Source organism: Microbacterium sp. ISL-59 (genome assembly GCF_018613945.1).
In the GTDB taxonomy this organism is placed as follows: domain Bacteria; phylum Actinomycetota; class Actinomycetes; order Actinomycetales; family Microbacteriaceae; genus Microbacterium; species Microbacterium oxydans_B.
Map to the genome: position 1 here is coordinate 674,979 of NZ_JAGGPG010000001.1, position 21,008 is coordinate 695,986.

Annotated in this window: 15 protein-coding genes and 1 tRNA gene; 4 read left to right on the top strand and 12 right to left on the bottom strand. The window is 69.1% G+C overall.

The annotated features are described in order from the left end of the window. Positions 1 to 28 precede the first annotated feature (28 nt). The 4 genes from J7E45_RS03250 to J7E45_RS03265 form a co-directional block, all read right to left on the bottom strand. Entirely contained in the window at positions 29 to 1,153 is a 1,125-nt protein-coding gene (locus J7E45_RS03250; RefSeq protein ID WP_215067007.1) for a 5-(carboxyamino)imidazole ribonucleotide synthase, read from the bottom strand. Between the two features lie 104 nt (positions 1,154 to 1,257). Next, complete coding sequence (locus J7E45_RS03255; protein WP_091034537.1) at positions 1,258 to 1,776, bottom strand: PH domain-containing protein; 519 nt, start codon at positions 1,774 to 1,776, stop codon at positions 1,258 to 1,260. Positions 1,777 to 1,862: 86 nt separating this feature from the next. Next, positions 1,863 to 2,639 carry a biotin--[acetyl-CoA-carboxylase] ligase gene (locus tag J7E45_RS03260; RefSeq protein WP_251053363.1) on the bottom strand — a complete coding sequence of 259 codons (777 nt, stop codon included), beginning with the start codon at positions 2,637 to 2,639 and terminating at the stop codon, positions 1,863 to 1,865. After that, entirely contained in the window at positions 2,636 to 3,919 is a 1,284-nt protein-coding gene (locus J7E45_RS03265) for a CDP-glycerol glycerophosphotransferase family protein (protein ID WP_215067009.1), read from the bottom strand. Before J7E45_RS03265 ends, J7E45_RS03260 begins: the two co-directional genes overlap by 4 nt. Before the next feature lie 121 nt (positions 3,920 to 4,040). Here J7E45_RS03265 and J7E45_RS03270 point away from each other — a divergent pair, with 121 nt between their 5' ends. Next, complete coding sequence (locus J7E45_RS03270; RefSeq protein ID WP_308162048.1) at positions 4,041 to 5,114, top strand: glycosyltransferase family 2 protein; 1,074 nt, start codon at positions 4,041 to 4,043, stop codon at positions 5,112 to 5,114. Between the two features lie 27 nt (positions 5,115 to 5,141). Here J7E45_RS03270 and J7E45_RS03275 read toward each other — a convergent pair whose 3' ends face one another. Genes J7E45_RS03275 through J7E45_RS03285 form a run of 3 tightly spaced genes read right to left on the bottom strand, consistent with a single transcriptional unit; the run spans position 5,142 to position 9,461 of the window. Beyond that, positions 5,142 to 6,578, bottom strand: coding sequence for a CDP-glycerol glycerophosphotransferase family protein (locus tag J7E45_RS03275; RefSeq protein WP_091034057.1), 1,437 nt, complete (start codon positions 6,576 to 6,578; stop codon positions 5,142 to 5,144). After that, the gene (locus tag J7E45_RS03280; protein ID WP_215067011.1) at positions 6,575 to 7,828 is read right to left on the bottom strand and encodes a CDP-glycerol glycerophosphotransferase family protein; all 1,254 of its coding nucleotides are present in this window, start codon (positions 7,826 to 7,828) and stop codon (positions 6,575 to 6,577) included. Before J7E45_RS03280 ends, J7E45_RS03275 begins: the two co-directional genes overlap by 4 nt. Positions 7,829 to 7,877: 49 nt before the next feature. Continuing rightward, complete coding sequence (locus J7E45_RS03285; protein WP_237682424.1) at positions 7,878 to 9,461, bottom strand: S1C family serine protease; 1,584 nt, start codon at positions 9,459 to 9,461, stop codon at positions 7,878 to 7,880. 96 nt (positions 9,462 to 9,557) lie between these two features. Here J7E45_RS03285 and J7E45_RS03290 point away from each other — a divergent pair, with 96 nt between their 5' ends. Further along, positions 9,558 to 10,760, top strand: a complete 1,203-nt coding sequence (locus tag J7E45_RS03290; RefSeq protein ID WP_215067013.1) for an aminotransferase class I/II-fold pyridoxal phosphate-dependent enzyme — start codon at positions 9,558 to 9,560, stop codon at positions 10,758 to 10,760. Positions 10,761 to 10,789: 29 nt separating this feature from the next. On the opposite strand, the gene J7E45_RS03295 is transcribed toward J7E45_RS03290, so the two are convergent. Beyond that, on the bottom strand, positions 10,790 to 11,599 hold the full coding sequence (locus J7E45_RS03295) for a carbon-nitrogen hydrolase family protein (protein ID WP_091034064.1): 810 nt from the start codon (positions 11,597 to 11,599) through the stop codon (positions 10,790 to 10,792). 94 nt (positions 11,600 to 11,693) lie between these two features. Here J7E45_RS03295 and J7E45_RS03300 point away from each other — a divergent pair. Then, positions 11,694 to 11,767: transfer RNA gene (locus J7E45_RS03300), tRNA-Met, on the top strand. A gap of 165 nt (positions 11,768 to 11,932) precedes the next feature. Here the strand turns inward: J7E45_RS03300 and J7E45_RS03305 are convergent. Continuing rightward, positions 11,933 to 14,842 (bottom strand): UPF0182 family protein, encoded by a 2,910-nt coding sequence (locus tag J7E45_RS03305; RefSeq protein WP_215067015.1) that lies wholly within the window; start codon positions 14,840 to 14,842, stop codon positions 11,933 to 11,935. Positions 14,843 to 14,918: 76 nt separating this feature from the next. After that, complete coding sequence (locus J7E45_RS03310; RefSeq protein ID WP_091034069.1) at positions 14,919 to 16,010, bottom strand: PDZ domain-containing protein; 1,092 nt, start codon at positions 16,008 to 16,010, stop codon at positions 14,919 to 14,921. A 117-nt stretch (positions 16,011 to 16,127) separates the two neighbouring features. Here J7E45_RS03310 and J7E45_RS03315 point away from each other — a divergent pair, with 117 nt between their 5' ends. Further along, positions 16,128 to 17,537 (top strand): zinc-dependent metalloprotease, encoded by a 1,410-nt coding sequence (locus J7E45_RS03315; protein ID WP_215067017.1) that lies wholly within the window; start codon positions 16,128 to 16,130, stop codon positions 17,535 to 17,537. A gap of 831 nt (positions 17,538 to 18,368) precedes the next feature. Here J7E45_RS03315 and J7E45_RS03320 read toward each other — a convergent pair. After that, entirely contained in the window at positions 18,369 to 20,090 is a 1,722-nt protein-coding gene (locus J7E45_RS03320; protein WP_215067019.1) for an ATP-dependent helicase, read from the bottom strand. Continuing rightward, positions 20,087 to 20,968, bottom strand: coding sequence for an NAD(+) diphosphatase (gene nudC, locus J7E45_RS03325; protein ID WP_215067021.1), 882 nt, complete (start codon positions 20,966 to 20,968; stop codon positions 20,087 to 20,089). Before nudC ends, J7E45_RS03320 begins: the two co-directional genes overlap by 4 nt. Between the last annotated feature and the right edge of the window lie 40 nt (positions 20,969 to 21,008).

Consider the following 21,008-nt stretch of genomic DNA (forward strand, 5'->3'; position numbering starts at 1 on the left):
GCCCCACGGCGCCGAGAGCGGGCTCTGTTCAGTCGAAGTGCGCGGCGGTGGCCCGCGCCACGTACACGGCATCGTCGAGGTCGTCATCGACGACGTTCACATGACCGACCTTCCGGCCGGGCCGCGGCGCCTTGCCGTACGTGTGGATCTTCGCCTGCGGGTGCTCGGCCATCGCCGCACCGAAGCGCTCTTCGAGCGTGCCCTCTTCCGGACCGCCGAGGATGTTCACCATCACGGACCAGGCGGAGCGGGGCGCGGTACTTCCCAGCGGCAGATCGGCGACCGCCCGCAGGTGCTGCTCGAACTGTCCGGTGACGGCGCCGTCCTGGCTCCAGTGCCCGCTGTTGTGCGGGCGCATGGCGAGCTCGTTGACGAGGATGCGCTCGTCGTCGGTCTCGAACAGCTCCACGGCGAGCATGCCCGTGACACCGAGCCCCTCGGCGATCGTGCGACCGATCGCTTCGGCGACCTCCACGAGGCGGTCCGCGGCGGCGGGCGCCGGGGCGATGACCTCGGCGCACACTCCGTCGCGCTGCACGGTCTCGACCACGGGGTACGCGACGATCTGCCCGCTCGGGCGGCGCGCCACCTGCTGGGCGAGTTCGCGCACGAACGGAACGAGCTCTTCGACGAGGAGTGCGTCATCTCCGGCCAGCGCATCGAGCCAGTCCTGCGCCTCGGAGGCGGCACGGACGACCCGCACGCCCTTGCCGTCGTATCCGCCGCGGGGTGTCTTGACGACTCCCGCACCGCCGTGCGCATCGAGGAAGTCCTGCAGCTCGGCCATGCTGCGCACGGGAGCCCAGTCCGGCTGCGGCACGCCGAGTTCGGCCAGACGGGCCCGCATGACGAGCTTGTCCTGCGCGAACTGCAGGGCATCGGGCCCCGGATGCACGACGACGCCATCGGCGACGAGCGCCCGCAGGACGTCCTGCGGGACATGCTCGTGGTCGAACGTCACGACGTCGACACCCGCGGCGAAAGCGCGCACCGTGTCGAGATCGCGATAGTCACCGACCGCGGTGGCCGCGAGAGCGGCGGACATCCCCTCGCCCTCGGCGAGCACTCGCAGGTCGAGACCGAGCTCCACCGCGGGTGCGATCATCATTCGGGCCAGCTGTCCTCCGCCGATCACACCAACACGCAGCGCCATGTGCCGTCTCCATTCGTCTGCACCCATTCTCGCGCACCGGGGCCGGCGGAATCGACACGCTCCGAGTCAGCGGACGAGGGCCCGCCGTGCGGCGAGCAGCGAGTTCACGACGGGTGCGGTTCGTCCCCGACGGCCTGCGCGTCGCGATGCGCCAGGATCTGGCCGACCTCGATCTGGTCGGCGAGCGTCTCGTGCACGAGGGTCACATTCGGGACGTTCGCGAGCCGGAGCGGCGCGTCGACGCCGTTCGAGAGAGTGATGTTGCCCGAGCCCCACAGTCGCTGCAGCGGACCACGGCGAACCGCGATCGTGTAGCCGCGAGCGTGCGACATCTCGCGGCGCCCACGAGCGCCGATGCCGTGGTGCGCGATGACCCGCCGGGTCGTGACCGTGGTGCTCCGCGAATACCAGATCACGAAAGGGATCACGACCGCGAGGACGACCAGGAGACCTGCTGCGGTGAGCAGCATCCAGTCCTCGAGACCAGCGGGAAGGTTGCCGTAGAAGTATGCGGTCGCACCGAAGGTCGCGATGAGCACGAGCGCCGACCAGAACAGCCGACGTGCGTGACTCCGGAAGCGCGCGATCAGCAACTCCTCCGAAGGCGTACCGGGCGGCGGCATCAGGGGCCGCCCGCCGAGCGTCACAGGCTGGGTCACACCACCATTGTGCCTGTGATCGCCGACATCGCCGTCTGGACGACGGCGTGTCAGTTTCCGGCAGGGCGGACGTGAACGACGTCGCCGGCGGAAATCGCCTGCTGCTCGCCGTCGACGGACACCAGCAGGCGCCCCTCCGGATCGAGCGCTGTGGCCACGCCCTCCAGCATCCGACCGGCCGGCAGCGACACCCGGACCGACTGTCCGATCGTCGCGCACCGGGCCGTCGCCGACGCATGCAGCCCGCTCGTGCCCGCATCGCCCGTCGAGACGAGCGCCGACAGCAGGTCATCCAGCGCGGTCAGATAGGCGGTCAGGAGCCGATCCTCGTCGACGTCGACGTCGAGGGCCGCGAACGACGTTGCGGTCGGCACCGGAAGCTGCGCGACGGTCATCGCCGTGTTCACACCGGCGCCGACGACCACGGCATCCGCCGTGGCCTCAGCGAGGATGCCGCAGATCTTGCGCCCGTCGACCAGCACGTCATTCGGCCATTTCACCTTGACGTCGTGTTCCGGCAGCTGCGCCGCAACCGCTTCGGACATCGCCACGCCCGCGGCGAGCGGAACCCAGCCCCGCGCCGCCTGGTCGAGAGGAAGGGTGCGCAGAAGAACGGAGACGGCGAGCGCCGCGCCCTCCGGGGCGACCCAGCTGCGGTCAAGACGACCCCGTCCTGCGGTCTGGTCCCGCGTCACGATGGTCGACAGATGCGGCCAGCCGACGGCGTCCTCTGCGTGCGCACGAAGGTCGGCGTTCGTCGACCCGGTTCGTGCCAGAACCTCCAGACGAGGGACGATCGTGTGCGCCAGCGGGAAGTCCATGCTCATACTTCCTCGTCGTCGACTTCCTCGTCGTCGTCGTCCTCGTCCTCGCGGATCGCCCCCACCTCGTGGGCCTGCCACCGCTCCCACTCCTGCATGAGCCGGTCGACCGCCGCGTGGAACTTCTCGGTCGCCACTCCCTGCGTCGTGTCGCCGAAGTAGTGCTGCACCCACATGCGCAGACGAGCGGTGGCAGCCTCGTCGGCACGCACCCGTTCGACCTCGGCGACGATGTCGTTCGCCGCCTCGGCTGTCAGCCATTCGCAATCAGCCAGATAGCCCTGCGTGTCGATGGAGGCACGTTCGTCGGTCGGACGCGTGATCATCAGCGGCTTCCCCGCGGCGAGACGGTCGTAGACCATCGCGGAGATGTCGACGATCGCGACGTCGGCCACCGTCAGCTGCCACCCGAGCTCCGGCGCATGGTCGTAGACGTGCTGCGCGGTCGGGTCCGCCGCATTCGCGGCGTTGATCGCCGCGATGATCCGCCGGTGGGCGGCACCGTAGGCCTCGTCCACAACCCCGCTGCGGGGATGGGGACGGTAGATCACCCGATGCGCACCGGTCGCCAGCAGTCGCGTCACGAGGGCTTCGCCATGCGTGGCGATCGAGCCGTAATGAGCGCTCGGCCGGTCGCCCTCCCAGGTGGGCGCGTAGAGCACGACGGTCCGCTCATCCGGCACGAACGGGAGCGTTCCCGAATAGTGATCCGCCTGCGGCCGGCCGATCTCGATGGTGCGGCGGTCCACGTCGTAATCCCACAGCGTTCGCGACAGCCGATCTCGCGCAGCCTGACCAGCCACGAAGGCGTAGTCGTACGCCTTGTACTGATTCGTGGTCATGTACATCTTGTCGGACTCGCCGTGGTTGATGAACACGTGCCACCGCCGGCCGTAGCGGAACATCTGGAAGTTACGGGTGTTCTGGTTCACGTACAGCACCACGCGGATGTCCTGCGTCGCGATGAACCGTTCGAGGTCGCGGACCTTCGGCACGAAAGCGACAGGAGGGGAGTCCTCCTCGAGCAGCCTCTCGGTGCCGGTCGCCTGTCGTGAGAGCACGACGACGGGCCACCGCTTCGCGAGTTCGGCGAGCGGGCGGTACCACTGACGCATCTGGTACATGTTCACCGCACCGTCGGCGAAGTACACCGCCACCTGGAAGTGGTCGGTCGGGAGCGGTTCGCGTTCGGAGAGCCGTCGACGCACGCGTTGCACGGCGGTGCGGGATGCGAGCGCCCGCGTCAGCAGTCGGTACGCCTTCTTCGCATCAGACAGTGCACCCATCCCTCCAGAATAGTTCGTCGAGGCGGCAGCGTCCGGCGCCTGGGGACGGATCCATCGCCGGAAGGGCGATAGTCCGCGTCCTGCTCAGGATCACCGGGAGCCACCGTGACATGATCGTCATGTGCCAGCCGACGAAACAGCCGCTCCCCTGCCCGGGGTGTCCTTCGTGATGCCGGTGCTCAACGAGCGCGCCTATCTCGAGCGCGCGATCGAATCCGTACTCGCTCAGGACGTCGATGTCCCCACCGAGCTCGTCCTCGCGCTCGGGCCGTCGAACGACGGCACGACCGAACTCGCTCAGCGTCTGGCGGAGAACGACGAGCGCATCCGGCTGGTCGACAACCCCGCGGCCCACATTCCCGTCGGACTCAACGCCGCGATCCGCGCGAGCCGCTATTCGACGATCGTGCGCGTCGACGCACACTCCGAGCTCTCGGCGGGCTACGCCGCCCGGGCGCTTCAGACTCTGGAACGCACCGATTCGGCCAACGTGGGCGGCGTCATGCACGCCGAGGGACGCACACCGTTCCAGAAGGCCGTCGCCCGCCTGTACAACTCCCCCGTCGGACTCGGCGGAGGCGCGTATCACGGCAGCTCCCAGGAGGGCGAGGCCGAGTCCGCCTATCTCGGCGTCATGCGGCGCGAGGTGCTGGACGAGGTCGGCCTGTTCGACGAGTCGATCCGGCGGGGCGAGGACTGGGAGCTCAACCTTCGCATCCGTCAGGCGGGCCACCGCGTCTGGTTCGACCCCGAGCTGTCCGTCACCTACTGGCCCCGCGAGAGCTGGATACGTCTGGCACGTCAGTTCCGCGCGACCGGTGCTTGGCGCGGCGAGCTCGTGCGTCGCTTCGGTCGCCGCAACGGCATCCGCTACTTCGCTCCGCCCGCGCTCGTGCTGCTGGCCGTGCTCGCCCTCGTGACGGGGCTTCTTCAGCTCACCGGAGTGCTCAGTGGCGCGGTCTCGCTGATCGTCTCCCTCATCGTTTACGTACCGCTCGCGCTCTACCTGCTCCTGGTGCTGAGCGTCGCTCTCACGCCCGGCGGCGGCGGCGTACGCCAGCGGCTGTGGACAATGCTCGTGCTGCCGACCATGCATGTCTCCTGGGGCATCGGCTTCATCGGGGGCGTGCTCCGCGGAGCACGCGACACCGTCGATGCCTCACGCCTCGGCACTCGCAACACACCGCTTCCCTGACCCGATCCGGCGGCGAGGACGGCGACGTCAGAGCGTGACGAAGCCGAGATCGAGGATGCGGTCGACGACACGCTGAGCAGCGTGGCCGTCGTCACGGGGGTTGAACTGTCGGCGCCACGCCGCATACCGCTCGGCGAATGCGGCTTCGTGACCCGCGTCATCGAGGGCAGCGGTGAGCTCTTGTTGCGTGCGCACCAGGGGCCCGGGTGCACGTTCGGCGAGGTCGAAGTAGAAGCCGCGCAGCTGTCCGCGGTAGTGATCGAGGTCGGGCACCAGGAAGTACATCGGCTTGCCCGTGACGCTGAAATCGAACATCACCGAGGAGTAGTCGGTGATCAGCGCGTCGGCGGCGAGAAGCAGCCGTGCGGTCTCCGGATACCCCGTCACGTCGATGACACGCGCGCCGTCACGGTCGCGGCCCTGCTCCAGGGTGCGGGAATGACCGCGCACGAGCACCACGGCGTTGGCCTGGCGAGCCAGGAGTTCGGGGTCGACGAAGTCGACCATCTCGGTGCGGTCGTCTCGCCAGGTCGGGGCATACAGGAGCACCCGCTCCTCGGCGCCGATGCCCAGAGAGCGGCGGATCGCTGCGGCGTCTCCGGAGATCAGCGTGTCGTTCCGGGGATAACCGTCCACCCAGATCGGTCGCCCGAAGAATGCGTATGCCTTCCGCAGAATGCGCTCCGAATAGGTGTTCTGCGCCAGGAGGACGTCCCAGCGGCGGGATTCCTTGACCACGGCCGCCATGCGTCGCGGATCGAAGCCCGGCCGGTGCAGCGCGAGCCGCTTCAGCGGGGTGCCATGCCAGGTCTGCAGAACCTTCTGCCCCGGTTTGCGGGCGAAGCGACGCCGCAACCAGTCGTTCACGACGAGCAGACGGGCCGCTCCCCGCGCATGCCACCACTGGGGGCTCCCCTCGACGACGGCGATCGCACCCTCCGGAACCTCGACCGAGAGGTCGACGACGCTCCAGTAGCGCCGCACGTGCGGAGCACGAACCGCGAGCTCGCGGTCGATCGCGCGAGGATTGCAGCCGACGCTGCGGCCGTAGAAGCTCTCGAAGAAGACCGCGTTCTCGGTGCCGCCGCTCTGAGCGACGTAGCGCTCCTCGAGCGTCGACCTGCCCTCCGCCGTCTCATACACGGGCTCGATCGGCGCGGCGATGCGCACGGTGCCGCCGTCGACGGCGATGCGTACGCCGGTCAGGACGACCGGATCGATCCTCAACTCCTGCAGGTCGGCACCCGAGATCCGCAGTTCGTACGTTCCGGTCGGCAGCGGGAGCGACGGTCCTCCCCAGCGCGAGGCCTCGAGCGGGAACGTGGCCTTCCACGTCTTGCCACCGCCACTGATGCGGGCCTCGACCCGAGCGCGCGGTCCGACCAGCGCCGCATCCGCCGGTCGCTCCCCGGTCCCTGCGACGACCAGCGCCTGTGCCGCGTCGTCGATGCGGGCCGTTGTCATACTGCTCCCTTCGGCGCGGGAATCCCCCGTGCGCGGATCACGTCGTAGACGCGCTCGGTGTTGCATCCGTCTCGATACGCGTGCATCCCCGCGCTGAGCGTAGCGGACCACTCGGACGCCGCGTCGTACACGCGACCGTCGGCGAGCAGATGCTCGAGTTGCACGAGCAGCCCGGGCCAGTCCGCGGCCGCATCGTTGCCCGCGACCTCTTCATACCGGCCGTAGAAGCCGCGTGTCCGCGCGTACTGCTGCGCATCGGGCGCCAGGAACAGCACCGGCACCGGCAACAGCCCGACGTCGTACGCGAGGGAGGAGTAGTCGGTGACGAGCACGTCCACTGCTGCCAGCACCGGGGTCACATCGGCGATCACGGACGACCCCAGAGCGCGGACCCGCCTGCTCGGCAGCGGAGGCACGTAGCCGCCGGCGCCCAACGGGTGCGAGCGCACGAGGAGAACCGCGTCCTGTGCTTCGAGGAGGCGGATGATCTGGACCCACTCCGCGGCGGACGGCACGGCTGGGTCGGGAGCGCCGTCCCGCCACGTGGGGGCGTACAGGACCGTGCGTGCCGACCCGGGGATGTCGCCGACCGCCCGATGGAGAAGTTCGGATGCGGCGCTGCGTCGCTCCTCTCGCGAATTCGCGGAGAGGACGTCGACGCGAGGCTCACCGGTCACGACGACCCGGTGATCGCCGAGACCGAATGCGGACTCCAGCCTGCCCCTCGCGCGATGGGACGCGGCGGGCAGCACGCGGATCCGCTGCGCGGCGGCGCGGTAGAGCACCGCGATCGCGCGACGCAGCAACGGTGCACCGGGAACGTTCGGCACCTCGGTCGTCGCCGGCGAGTCCAGCCCGATCCGCTTGAGCGGGATGCCGTGCCAGAGCTGGACGACGAACGCGCCGCCGTTCGCATAGCGGTTGACATCTCCCAGACCGTGAGTGACCACCAGCACGCCGGCTCTGGCGGTCGCCCACCAGCCGCGCAGACCGCTCTTGCGGACGAACCGGATGCCGTGGGCGGCCGCCTCGCGGTCTTCACGATCGGAGGAAGTGAGCCAGAGCGTGTCATGGCCGGCCGCTGCGGCGTGCTGCTGCAACGCGAGCGCACCGTCACCGATCCCGGCGCCGCAGCCGAACACCCACCGCCGACCTCGCGGGAGGAGGAGCGTACCGATGCGTCCGACGGCATACAGCGGGATCCGGAGCAGTTTGGCCGCGTTGCCGGTGCCGAAAGAGAAGGACGCCACCCCGCGAGCCTATCGCGCGGGGTGGCGTCCTTCGCTGTGAGGCGCCGGGTCAGCCGGCCAGTTCGCCGAGGGTGACCTCGACGTCGTAGTCCTTGCCGTCACGGACATATGTGACCTTGGCGTCGCTGCCGGCCGCCGCCGCGCGCACCTGCGCGGTGAGGTCGGTGGCGCTGGTGATCGGCACGCCATTGAACGACGTGACGATGTCGCCCTTCTCGATGCCCGCTGCGGCAGCAGCGCCACCCTCATTGGCCTTGGCGATGTAGGCACCGGCGACGGTCGCGCCCTCGATGCTCGAGGCATCCTGGACGGATGCGTTCAGCAGACCGTGGGTCGCGACGCCGTCGGCGATGATCTCCTCGGACACTCGCTTGGCGATGTTCGAAGGGATCGCGAAGCCGATGCCGATCGAGCCGGACTCCTCGGAGCTGCCCGAACTCGCGATCGCCACGTTGATGCCGATCAGCTCGCCCTTGCTGTTCACGAGCGCTCCACCGGAGTTTCCGTGGTTGATCGCGGCATCCGTCTGGATGACGGCGATCGAGATCGACTCCGAGGTCTGCTGCTGCTCGCCGCTGCCGGGGATGTCGAACTGGAACGGCCCCTGACCCTGGCCCTCGGGAGACTGCTCCTGCGGCGCGTCTTCGGTGGACGAGTCCGGCAGAGCGGAGGACGCGATCTGGATGCTCCGGTTGAGCGCGCTCACGATACCGGTCGTCACCGAGTTCGCCAGGCCCAACGGGGCGCCGAGCGCGACGGTCGTGTCGCCGACGTTGAGCTTCGACGAGTCGGCGAAGTCGATGGGCGTGAGCCCTTCTGCGCCCTTCAGCTTGATCACGGCGAGATCGTAGATCGGGTCGGTGCCGACGACGGTGGCCTCGTAGATCTTCCCGTCGGATGCGGTCACACGGATGGTGGGATCTGCCGCTGCACCGCCGAGGGTCACGACGTGCGTGTTCGTGAGCACGTAGCCGTCGTCGCTGATGATCACGCCGGAGCCGCTGCCGGCCTCCTGCGAGCCGGCGACCTCGATGGTGACCACGGACGGCAGAGCAGCGGTCGCGACCGCGGTGGTCTCGTTGACCGAGCCGGGGTTGTTGACCGTCACGGTCTGCGGTCCGGTCGCCGTGCCCGATGACGGGGTGTTCTGGAGCCCGTTCAGCAGAGCACCACCGCCGAAGCCGGCGACACCGCCGACGAGTGCGGCCGCGACGATCAGCGCCGCGAACTTCGTGCCCCCTCGCGGCTTCTGCTCCTTGGTCTTGGTGCCATCGCCGACGAGCGGCTCCGCGCCGTACGGCTGCGTGGGCTGCGTGTGCGACGCCGTCGGGATACCGAAGGCCGCGCCCGAAGCGGTGCCCGTCGCCGGCGCAGATGGCGCGCTGAATGCGTGTGGCACCGGCGCGACCTGCGGCGCGGGCGCCACGTGCGACGTGAACATCGACGGCACCTCGTGCCCCTGCACCGGTGCACCGGGCGTCGGCGCGGCGGGGGTGGGCGCGGCGGATGCCGACCCGGTCGTGTCAGCGGCGGCAGCCGTCGCCGGCTGAGCGGCGACCTCTGCAGCCTCGGTGGACGGCACGGCGTCGTTCGACGCGGGTGCCGAGTGGTCCTGGGGTTCGTTCTCGTTCATGGTGTGCTCCTTCAACGACCACTTCAGAATGACGCCTGTGTCTGTGTGTTCCTTATGTCGAGGATGAGTTTCAGCTATGGCCTTAGCCTGTTCTTCATGAGTGTCATTCCCGGCGCATGGCGGCGCACGGCGGCCGGTGCAGGTCTGCTCGCCGCAGACGGAACCGTCGCGCCCACCATCTTCGCAGAGATGTCCGCAGCAGCAGCCCGTACCGGGGCGATCAATCTCGGACAGGGCTTCCCCGACGAGGACGGGCCGGCGGAGGTGCTCGAAGCCGCCCGGAGCGCGATCGCGCACGGCGCCAATCAGTATCCGCCGGGGCGCGGCATCCCCGACCTGCTCGCCGCCATCAGCGAGCATCAGCGGCGCTTCTACGGTCTCGATGTGGACCCGGCCGGCGAAGTGATCGTGACGGCCGGAGCGACCGAGGCACTGACGGCGACGCTGCTCGCGCTAATCGACGGCCCCGACGACGAAGTGGTCGTCTTCGAGCCGTACTACGACTCGTACGCGGCGGCGGTGGCGCTGGCGGGCGCGCGACTACGCACTGTTCCCCTCCGCGCTCCCGACTTCCAGCCCGACCTCGATCAGCTCGCCGCCAGCGTGACCGATCGCACCCGGATCATCCTCGTCAACGATCCGCACAATCCGACGGGTGCGGTCTTCGGACGCGACGTTCTCGAGGAGATCGTCCGGCTCGCCACGCGGCACGATGCCGTCATCGTCACCGACGAGGTCTACGAGCACCTCGCGTTCCACGCGCCGCACACGCCGATCGCCACGCTCCCCGGAGCGGCCGAGCGCACCCTCACGATCTCCTCGGCAGGCAAGACCTTCTCCGCGACGGGATGGAAGATCGGCTGGGTCCACGGGCCCGCCGACCTCATCACCGCCGTCCTCACCGTGAAGCAGTACCTCACGTATGTGAACGGCTCGGCCTTCCAGCCTGCTGTCGCCGTCGGGCTCCGGCTGCCCGATTCGTACTTCACGGATGCTGCGGCGACGCTCGCCCGCAAGCACGAGATCCTCGGCGATGGGCTGCGCACTGCCGGGTTCACCGTGTACGCCCCGCAGGGCGGCTACTTCACGGTGGCGGATGCGACGGCGCTCGGAGGCACGGATGCCGCAGCATTCTGCCGTACCCTGCCGGAGCGCGCTGGAGTCGTGGCGATCCCTCTGACGGCGTTCGTCTCCGAGCCCCGCCGGCATGAGTACGCGGGTCTGGTGCGCTTCGCCGCCTGCAAGCGCGTCGATGTGCTCGAGGAGGCGGCTTCGCGTCTGGCGCGGTTCTCCGCCTGACCGGCTCTCCCCCGCAGCGGAACCCGCCCTCAGCGCGGTACGACCGCGTACCTCCGCACACGCAGCGAGGGATTGCTCCGTCGCACCCGCTCGATCGCCGCGGCCTCCACGACCGCGACCGCGATGCCGGGGGCTGTCCCGACCCCCGCCAGAACCACGCCCTGCGGGTCGATGATCTGCGAGTGGCCGACGCCGATCGGCGTCGGGTGATCGGCCGCGACCACGTAGACGGTGTTCTCGATCGCCCGTGCGGCGAGCAGCGTCGTCCAGTGGTGCTCCTTGAGCGGTCCTCTGACCCACTCGGCGGGGACGACCAGGACGTCGGCCTGCGCATCTACGAGCGACCGGGCGACTTCAGGGAACCTCAGGTCGTAGCAGGTCATGAGTCCGAACCGGAGACCGCCGAGCTCGAACGTCGCGGCCTCCCCCACGTCTCCGGCCTCGATCCAGTCGGACTCGGTCTGCCCGAAGGCGTCGTAGAGATGCTGTTTGCGATAGACGGCGAGGATGCCGTCGCCGCGGACCGCCACGACCGTGTTCCGCACTCGATGTCCATCGGAGGCACGCTCGACGAGGCCGGCGACGATCACCACCGCGCGGTCGGCGGCCAGCGCGGTCAGCGTCTCGACGAACTCGCCGTCGAGATCTTCCGCATTCGCGGCGAGGGTGTCGTCCATCGGGTCGACGAAGTAGCTCGAGTACTCGGGGAAGACGATCAGCTTCGCGCCCCGGGCGGCAGCGTCGGCGGTCAGCTCCGCGATCTGCGCGAGGTTGTCGGCTCGGGAAGCTGTCGGCGCGAACTGACACACGGCGACGGCGACGGCAGGGGTCTCAGGCATATCCCCATCCTCTCGCATCGACACGCCCGGGGCGTCGCGCAGGGCGGCCCCGATTGGCCGGGCCCCGGGATCCGTGATAAGTTACTTCTTGTGCCGCGGGGTGGAGCAGTTCGGTAGCTCGCCGGGCTCATAACCCGGAGGTCGCAGGTTCAAATCCTGTCCCCGCAACAAATGAAAGGCCCTCTGACTCGGAGAAATCCAGGTCAGAGGGCCTTTCGATTTTCCCGGACGAGGTCGACTTCCCCGATGAATTCGTCGATCCACGTCGGCCGGAGACGAGAATGGGCGCCCTCGAGGGGGCGCCCATTCTCTTTCACCGTGAAGAGGGAGTGATCACTCCCCCGCCGCGGACTCCAACTGCAGGAGCTTCTCGACCGCTGCGGTGAGGCGCTCGTCCGCCTCGGCGAACTTGGCGAGGTCGCCGGCCTTCAGTGCCGCCTCGCGATCAATCAGGGCCTCCTGTGCAGAGGCCAGGGCGTCCGCCTCGGCATTCGTCGGCTGCGTGGGCTCTGTCGGCGTCTCTCCGGTCTCCGGGTCCTCGGTGCCTGGTCCGGTGGGTTCGACCTCGTCATCGCCACCGGTCGCACCGGAGTCACCGCCGAAGAGGGTGTCGAGCGCCTCGGTGAGGGTGTTCTCGAACGCGACCCGGTCACCGAAGGCGACGAGCACCTTCTGGAGTCGTGGCAGCTGCGTCCCCTCGGACGACTGCACGTAGACGGGCTGCACGTACAGCAGACCGCCACCGACGGGCAGCGTCAGCAGGTTGCCGTAGATCACCTCGGACTCACCCTGCTGGAGCAGGTTGAGCTGCGGGACCACCGACGTATCGGAGTTGTACGTGTTCTGCACCTGACCGGGGCCAGGAACTGTCGTGTCGGTGTCGATCTCGAGCATGCGCAGCTGGCCGTAGCCCTCTGCCTTCTTGCCCTTCTCGGAACCGGCATCCGAGTCCACCGCGAGGTAGCCCATCAGTACATCACGGCTACCACCCGCGCCCTGCGAGTTCGGGATGAACGTCGAGAACATCGAGAACCGCGGCGAATCCTGGCCGGGCATCTGCATCGTCAGGTAGTACGGCGGCTGCAGCATCGCCTCGCTGCGCGGGTCGTTCGGCGTCTGCCACCGGTTGTCCTGCTGGGCGAACGAGCCGGCCTTGTCGACGTGGTAGACGCCGAGGACGTCGCGCTGCACCTTGAACAGGTCGGTCGGGTAGCGCACGTGACTCATGAGCTCGCCCGACATGTCGCTGATCGGCTTCAGGGTCGACGGGTAGATCTTCTGCCAGGTCTTGAGCACCGGGTCTTCGTCATCCCACGCGTAGAGCGTGACGGAGCCGTCGTAGGCGTCGACCGTGGCCTTCACCGAGTTGCGGATGTAGTTGATGTCGTCGATGGCGAGCGTCGGCGACGGGACGTTGGAGTCCGCGATCGCGTCGGACAGGCTGACGCTCGTCGAGTACGGGTAGGTCGAGCTGGTCGTATAACCGTCGACGATCCACACGATCCGGCCGTCCACCACGCTCGGGTACGGGTCGCTGTCGAGCTCGAGGTACGGAGCGACCTTCTGCACGCGCGTCTTCGGGTCGCGGTCGTACAGGATCTGCGACTCCTCGTTCACCAGGTTGGAGAACAGGATCTGCTCCGACTGGAACTTGAGCGCGTAGAGCAGCTTCGTGAACGTGTCACCGATCTGCGGACCACCGCTCCCCTCGAACGTGGTCTTCGTCTCGCTCGAGCCGTCCTTGCCGCGCGGGTAGTCGATCTCTGCGGGCTCGGATCCGTCGGGAGCCCCGACGATCGAGTACTCGGGCGAGTTCTCGCCGAAGTAGACACGCGGCTCGAAGTTCTCACGGTCCGACAGGAAGCCGGACGTGGGGATGCCGCGCTCGAGGAACACGGGCTCGCCGTCGGTGGTGCGCTGGTTGCCCGCAGCCGCGACGAGGCCGTAGCCGTGGGTGTAGACCGCGACCCGGTTGTTCCAGTTGTCTCCGTCGCCGAGCCCGGACATGTCGAGGTCGCGCACCGACACCACGGTGTCCTGCATCTTGCCGTCGATCTCGTACCGGTCGACGTCCATCGTCTTCTGGAACTGGTAGTACCCGCGGTACTGCTCGAGCTGGCGGACCGTCGGCGGGATGACCTTCGGGTCCATGATGCGCGTGGACGCCGTGGTCTCCGCGTCGGCGCGCAGCTGGCCGGCCTCGGCGTCGGTCTTGGCGGCGAAAGGCGTCGTCTCGAGGTTCGCGACCCCGTACGCCTCCTTCGTGCCGTCGATGTTCCGCTGGTAGTACTCGGCCTGGTAGGCGTTCTGGTTCGGCTTCACCTGGAAGGTGGTGACCACCCAGGGGTAGCCGACTCCGACGACCAGGGCGGCCACGATCAGCAGTGCCGTGGCCGCGAGCGGGAAGCGCCAGCGGCCGATGACGGCCGTGACGAAGAAGAGGATCGCGACGACACCGGCGATGATGGCGAGGATCGCGAGGCCGGGGATGGTCGCGTTGACTCCCGTGTACGCGGCACCGGTGATGCGGTCGTCGGGCTGCACCAGCGTCTTGTACTGGTCGAGCCAGAGGCTCGCCGCCTGCACAAGCAGGTAGAGCCCCGCGATGACGGCGAGCTGGATGCGAGCGGGCTTGGAGATGCGCAGCTCACCCTGGCCGATGCGCACCGAGCCGTAGAGGTACGACACGAGAGCGGTGACGAGCAGCGAGAGCAGCAGAACGGCCGACACGAAGGCGAGCAGGATCGAGTAGAACGGCATCGCGAACATGTAGAAGCCGGTGTCGATGCCGAACTGCGGGTCGACACTCGACGTGGCGACACCGTTGGCCCAGAGCCACACGGTCTTCCACTGCCCCGCGGCGGCGAAGCCGGCGAACAGTCCGAAGAAGATCGGCATGCCCCACATCGCCAGACGGCGCAGGGGTTCGATGACCTCCTGGTACCGGTCCAGTTGCGAGCTGAGTCGCACATAGACCGGGCGCAGCCGGTAGGCGAGCTGGATGGCGACGAACAGCGGCACGGCCATCCCGAGGAAGCCGACGACGAACATCACCGCCGTGGCGATCCACTGTGTGGTGAGCACCCCCGTGAAGCCCACCTGATCGAACCACAGGAACTCGGTGTACAGGGAGGCGAACACGAAGAACACCGCGATCAAGGCGGCGATGATCACCAGGGAGATGCCGAGAATACGTCGGGACGTTCGAGGCGTGGCCGGATTCGATGCTGAGGGTGAGGTCACCCTTCCATCCTAGGCATCGCTCACTGTGCGCGGGCTGTCATCCCGATCACGGCGAGGTCACGGCCGCTCCCGCGGATCAGCCGGCGACGCGTTCGCAGGTGGGCAGCGAAGCGACGTCGCCGTCGTCCGCGATGACCTCGAGCGCCGCGAGCGACTCGTCGAGCGTGGCCGTGCGGATCACCTGCAGCCCGTCGGGAACGTGCCCGACGACCTCGTCGCAGTTGGCCTCCGGGGCGAGGAAGTACTCCGCTCCGGCGTCACGCGCACCGTACAGCTTCTGTCGGATCCCGCCGATCGGCCCGACTGTGCCGGCGGCGTCGATCGTGCCGGTGCCGGCCACGTTCTCCCCGCCGTTGAGCTCGCCCTCGGTGAGGGTGTCGATGATCCCGAGCGCGAACATCATCCCGGCGCTCGGTCCGCCGACGTTGTCGAGCTGGATCGTGACGTCGATCTCGAAGTCGTAGTCGGTGCGGAGTGTGACGCCGATGAGCCAGGTCGTCACTCCCCCCTCGGTGTGTTCCTCCGGCGTCACCTCGACGCTCTGCTCCTTGCCGTCTCGCAGCACCGTGAGCGTCACCGGGTCTCCCCCGGCCTTCTGGATCGCGGTCCGCAGCTCCGTCGCCGACTCGACGGCCGTGCCGTCGATCGCGGTGATCACGTCGTCGGCCTCGAGCGTGCCGTCGGCTGGAGTGTCGGCGACCGCCTCCACGACGACGACCTCTGCGCCCGTGTCGTAGCCGAGCTCGTTGAGTGCGGCCGCCGTCGCCTCGTGCTGTGAGTCGACCATCAGCGTGGCGTTGCGCTCGTCGCGCTGCTCCGTCGTGACCCCCTCGGGGAAGACCGAATCCAGCGGCACGACAGCGCGCGACGAGTCCATCCAGGCCAGCGCCAGCTCGAACCAGCTCGGGGTGCGCTCGCGATTGCCGACGACCTGCACGGTGGTGAGGTCGAGGGTGCCCGCCGTCTCGAACGTCTCGGCGCCTTCGACCTTGATCAGGGGAACCTCGTCGCCCTCCTTGTCCGTCGCGGTGCCGAGGGTGTCGTAGACCGGACCCGGCCGCTGGATCACGTACGGCGACGGCAGGAACGTCAGCACGACCAGGGCGACGAGTGCGACGATCAGCGCCCAGACTCCGAGTCCGAGCTTTCCAGACCGCGTTCGATCCACTGCATTCCTCCGTCGTTCGCGGGCGGCGTACACCGATCTGCCCGCATCGGGTTCGCGCGCAGAAACCTGTGACTAGCGTAGAGGCCACGGCTTCAGACCTGCTGAGAGGCGAGCGACATGGCAGACAACGACCCCACCCCCGAGGACTTCCAGGAGTTCCTGCGAAGGATGCTCGCGAATCAGGGCGGTGGCGACATCGACCCCGAGGCGCTTCGGGGCGCCTTCGAAGGCATGGACGGCTTCACCCTCGACCCCGCGATGATGCAGACGATCATGTCGCAGCTCCAGGGCGCGTTCGGTGGCGACCCGTGGGAGAACGCGCTGCGGCAGGCCCTGTTCATCGCCAACCGCGATGGCCAGGGCGTCACCGACGGCGCCCGCACGTCGCTCGCGGATTCCTTCTCCCTCGCGAACCTGTGGCTCGGCGAAGCCACCACGATCTCCGAGCTCTCCGAGGCGCCCACCGCGATGACCCGCGGGGAATGGGTCGAGAAGACGCTGCCGGTGTGGAAGGAGATCGCCGACCCGGTGTCGACCAGCATCGCCGACGCGCTCACCTCCGCGCTCGACATGCAGGTCCCCGAGGAGATGCGCAGCGTCGTCCAGGGCGCGGGCAAGCTCATGCGCGGGCTCGGCGGCTCGGTGTTCGCCGCCCAGTTCGGCCAGGTGCTCGGCAACCTGTCGCTCGAGGTCGTCTCCGGAGGCGACGTCGGGATCCCCGTGCTCCCCGCCGGCACGGCCGCCGTCATCCCCCAGAACCTCACGGCATTCGGTGATGGCCTCGAGATCCCGGAAGACCAGATCGCGCTCTATCTCGCCACCCGGGAGCTCGCCTACGCCCGGCTCTACCGGCACGCGAAGTGGCTGCACCTGCACGTGATGGCCCAGATCACGGACTTCGCTCGGGGGGTGACCGTCGACGTGGACGCTCTCGAAGATGTCGCGAGCCGATTGGACCCCTCCGATCCTGAGGAGCTGCGCGCGGCCATCGAGGGTGGCGCGCTCCTGCCCGTGCAGAGCGAAGCGCAGCGCGAGGCCCTGACCCGGCTCGAGAACCTCATCGCGACGATCGACGGCTGGGTCGACGTGGTGACCGCACAGGCCACGTCCCGCCTGCCGGACGGCGCACGGATCGCCGAGGCCGCCCGTCGCCGCCGCGCAGTGGGCGGACCCGCCGAGGACGCGCTCGGTGCGCTGGTCGGACTGAAGCTGCGACCACGGCGCATGCGCGAAGCGTCCGCGATGTGGCAGGCGGTGACGGATGCCGTCGGCATCAGCGCCCGCGACTCCCTCTGGGACTACCCCGACCTGATGCCGACGGCCGAGGACATCGACGATCCGAGCGCCCTCGTCGCCCGGTTGCAGGCGGTCGAACGCGGCGAACAGCCCGTCGCGGACGAGTTCGACGAGGCGCTCGCCCGCCTGCTCGACGGCGACGACTTCTCGGAAGAGGCACCGGCCGACGGCGCGGACGACGATGCCGGGGACGATGGCGACGCCGCCCCGGAGGGGGACCGCCCGGTCTGAGGACCAGACCTCGACGTGGGCGAAGGGTGTCAGCACCTCTCCTCCCCCGTCGGGGACACGCGCGGCAGTTGTCCACGGATGCCTCGACAGCACCCTGCGGCCTCCGGTGTCCCTCCAGAATCGGAGAGATGCCTCTCACACCGCCGATCCTCACGCGCCTCGACCCCAGCGCACCGCTGCTGTGGCGGGACGAGCACACACTGCAGCTCGGCGACGGCGACGGACTGCGCATCGAGGCGGACGCCGCCTGGGTGGAGCTCCTCCTCAGCCGCCTGCGCACGAGTTTCCGCCGCGGGTCGTTCGACGTGATCGCGCACGCTGCCGGCGCACCGCGCGAAGCAGCCAGGGCTCTGCTCGCGCGCCTGGAGCCGGTTCTCCTCGATGAGCCCACCACGCTCCGCCCGGCCTGGGTCGAGAGCATCGGCATCGACGACGGGCGCAGCGAATACCGCATTCGGGAGGCGCTCACCGATGAGGGAGTCTCCCTCGTCGACCACGGTCACCGACCGGGAGTGGGCGTCGTGCTCGTGCAAGGCGCCGCTGCAGCTCTGCAGTTCGCGCGCCACCTGCGCGAAGACACCCCGCATCTGCCCGTCTCCTTCGAACCGGGCAGGGTGACCATCGGGCCGCTGGTGGTCCCCGGTGAATCCGCCTGCCTCGCCTGCCGCGATGCGCACGCCACCGAGCTCGACCCGGCCTGGCCGCTGCTGCACACCCAGATGATCGACCGTGACCCCGGCCCGATCCGCGCCGCGCAGGCCGCCGAGGCCGGACGCCTCGCAGCCCTGCTCCTCGCAGGCGACCGACGCGCTGACGGGCGCGTGGTGCGCGTCAGCGCGGACGGTTCCCGCGTGTGGCGTTCGGTGACATTTCACGAAGAATGCCGGTGCCGCGGGCTGTGGTCCCCATCTCAGCGAGGAACCTCGACGGAGCACGTTCCCCCCGTCCTGCCGATCTCGACCAGGACAACGAGAGCGTTCGCGCGGCCCGCGTGACGCCCACGTAGGCCAGACGACGCTCTTCGTCGACCGACTCGAAAGTCGTCGCGTAGGAGATCGGGAGTGAGCCCTCGGCCCAGCCGGCGAGATGCACATGAGGCCATTCCAGGCCCTTCGCTGCGTGCAGGGTCGAGAGGGTCACCGTCCGCATCGTGGGTTCGTGCTGGTCTTTCGCCCGCGCCATCAGCGCGTCGCTGAAGCTGCGCAGGGTCGCGTCCGGCCCCGCCTCCTCGGCGAGCCGCAGGATGGCGCGTCGCGCCTCCCAGCCGCCGCGCTGGGCCCCGCCGGCCGCCGGCGGCTCTTCGGTCAATCCGAGCTCGCGCAGCACCCGCTGCACCCCGGGCAGGAACCCCTGCTCGGTGGGCGCCACCGCCGCGGCACGCAGCGCCAGGATCGCCTGGCGCACCTCGGGCATCGAGAAGAAGCGGGTCCCGCCCAGCACCGTGGTTGCGATGCCCTCCGCGGCGAGGGCCTGTTGCAGCATCGCGGACTGCGCATGCGCTCGATACAGCACGGCGATCTCCGAAGGGGATGCTCCCGCCGCGATCTGCGCGGAGATGGCTGCGGCGATGCCCGCGGCCTCTTCGCCCTCGGTGTCGTACGCGGTGACGGTGGGGGCGTCGGCGGTGAACTGCTCTCGCGCCGGCATGAGTTCCAGCGCGCCGGGACGACCCTGCATCAGCGCATTCGCGACGGTGAGGATGGGGGGCTGGGAGCGGTAGTTCGTCTCGAGCCGCACGACCGTGGCGTCGGGATGACGACGCTCGAACTCGAGCAGGAACCGCTGCTCCGCCCCGGCGAAGGAGTAGATGGTCTGGCTGGCGTCGCCGACGACGCAGATGTCGTGCCGGTCCCCGAGCCACAGCTCCAGCAGCCTGTTCTGCAGCGGCGAGACGTCTTGGAACTCGTCGACCGTGAAGTGACGGTACTGCTCGTGGACGGATGCAGCGACCCGCGGCTCCGCCTCCAACATGCCGGCGCACGCGAGCAGCACATCCTCGAAGTCGAGTTGACGGCGATCGTCCTTCAGCGCTTCGTAGCCGCGCATGAGCTCGACCAGTTGACCGGCGTCGACGCCGCTGATCGGACGCCCGAGCGCGGCGTACTGCTCGATCGAGAGCATCGAGACCTTGCGCCATTCGATCTCGGAGGCGATGTCCCGAAGGGTGGCCGTGCTCGGGCGGAGCCGGATCGCATCCGCGGCCTGCCCCAGCAACCGCACCTTGTTGTCGATGATCGACGGCGCAGGCGAGCCGGCGAGCGTCGGCCAGAAGAAGTTGAGTTGCGCGAGAGCTGTCGCGTGGAAGGTCCGAGCGGCGACGCCCTCGACGCCGAGCGCCCGCAGCCGCCCCCGCAGTTCGCCGGCCGCCTTGGCAGTGAAGGTGACGGCCATGACGCGCGACGGCGAGTACGCCCCGGTGTCGACACCGTGCGCGATGCGATGCGTGATGACACGCGTCTTGCCGGTGCCGGCTCCGGCAAGCACCACGACGGGCCCGCGAAGGACGGATGCTGCAGCCCGCTGCCGCTCATCGAGGGCATCGAGTGCACTCACGCGTGATCCTCGTACCAGTCGACGATCAGTGCGCGGGCGATCGACGCGTGACCCGGAAGCCCGACCGGACCGTCTCCGGCGAGGGCAGAACCGATCTCGGCGCGCGTGAACCACCGCACATCGATGATCTCCTCGCCGTCTGCGAGCGCCGCGGACTCGTCGTCGACGACGGCGCGGAACCCCACCATGAGCGAACGTGGGAACGGCCACGCCTGCGATGAGATGTAGCGCAGCGACGACAGGCGCACGCCGGACTCCTCCTCGATCTCGCGGTGGACGGTCGATTCCAGCGACTCCCCCGCCTCGGTGAAGCCGGCGAAGCACGAGTACATGCGGCCTCCCCAGTTCGCATTGGCGCCGAGCAGCAGGCGTTCCCCGTCACGGCTCTCGACGGCGACGATCACGGCCGGATCCGTGCGCGGGAAGTGCTCCCGCCCGCAGACCAGGCAGCGTCGCGACCATCCGCCGTTGCGCAGTTCGGTGCCGCCCCCGCAGGTGGGGCAGAACGGTGCATCGCGGAGCCACCCGGCGAGCGCGATGGCACCGGTGAGCAACTCCGTCTCCTGCCCGTCGATGCGACCGCCGAGATCACGCAGTCCGAGCCAGACCTCATCGGGTGCGGTGTCGAGCGCATCGGTCTCGGGCGGGGCAGCGGCGAGGAGCAGAACGGTGCCGTCGGCGTCGCGGCCGAGGAGAGCCCAGGTCGCCTCGACCACGGTGTCGGCGGGGACCCGCAGGAGTGTCGAATCGACGACTCGGACACGCCCCTCGCGGACGACCACCACCCGGGTGGCCGGGTCGTCACGGAGGCGGTCTACGACGTCCGGCTCGTCGCGGAGTTCGGCTGCACGGTCGAGGGACGGGCGCTGAATGGTCATCGACTCCCTCTTTCACGGGCGTGGCGGAGGCGGGACCGCC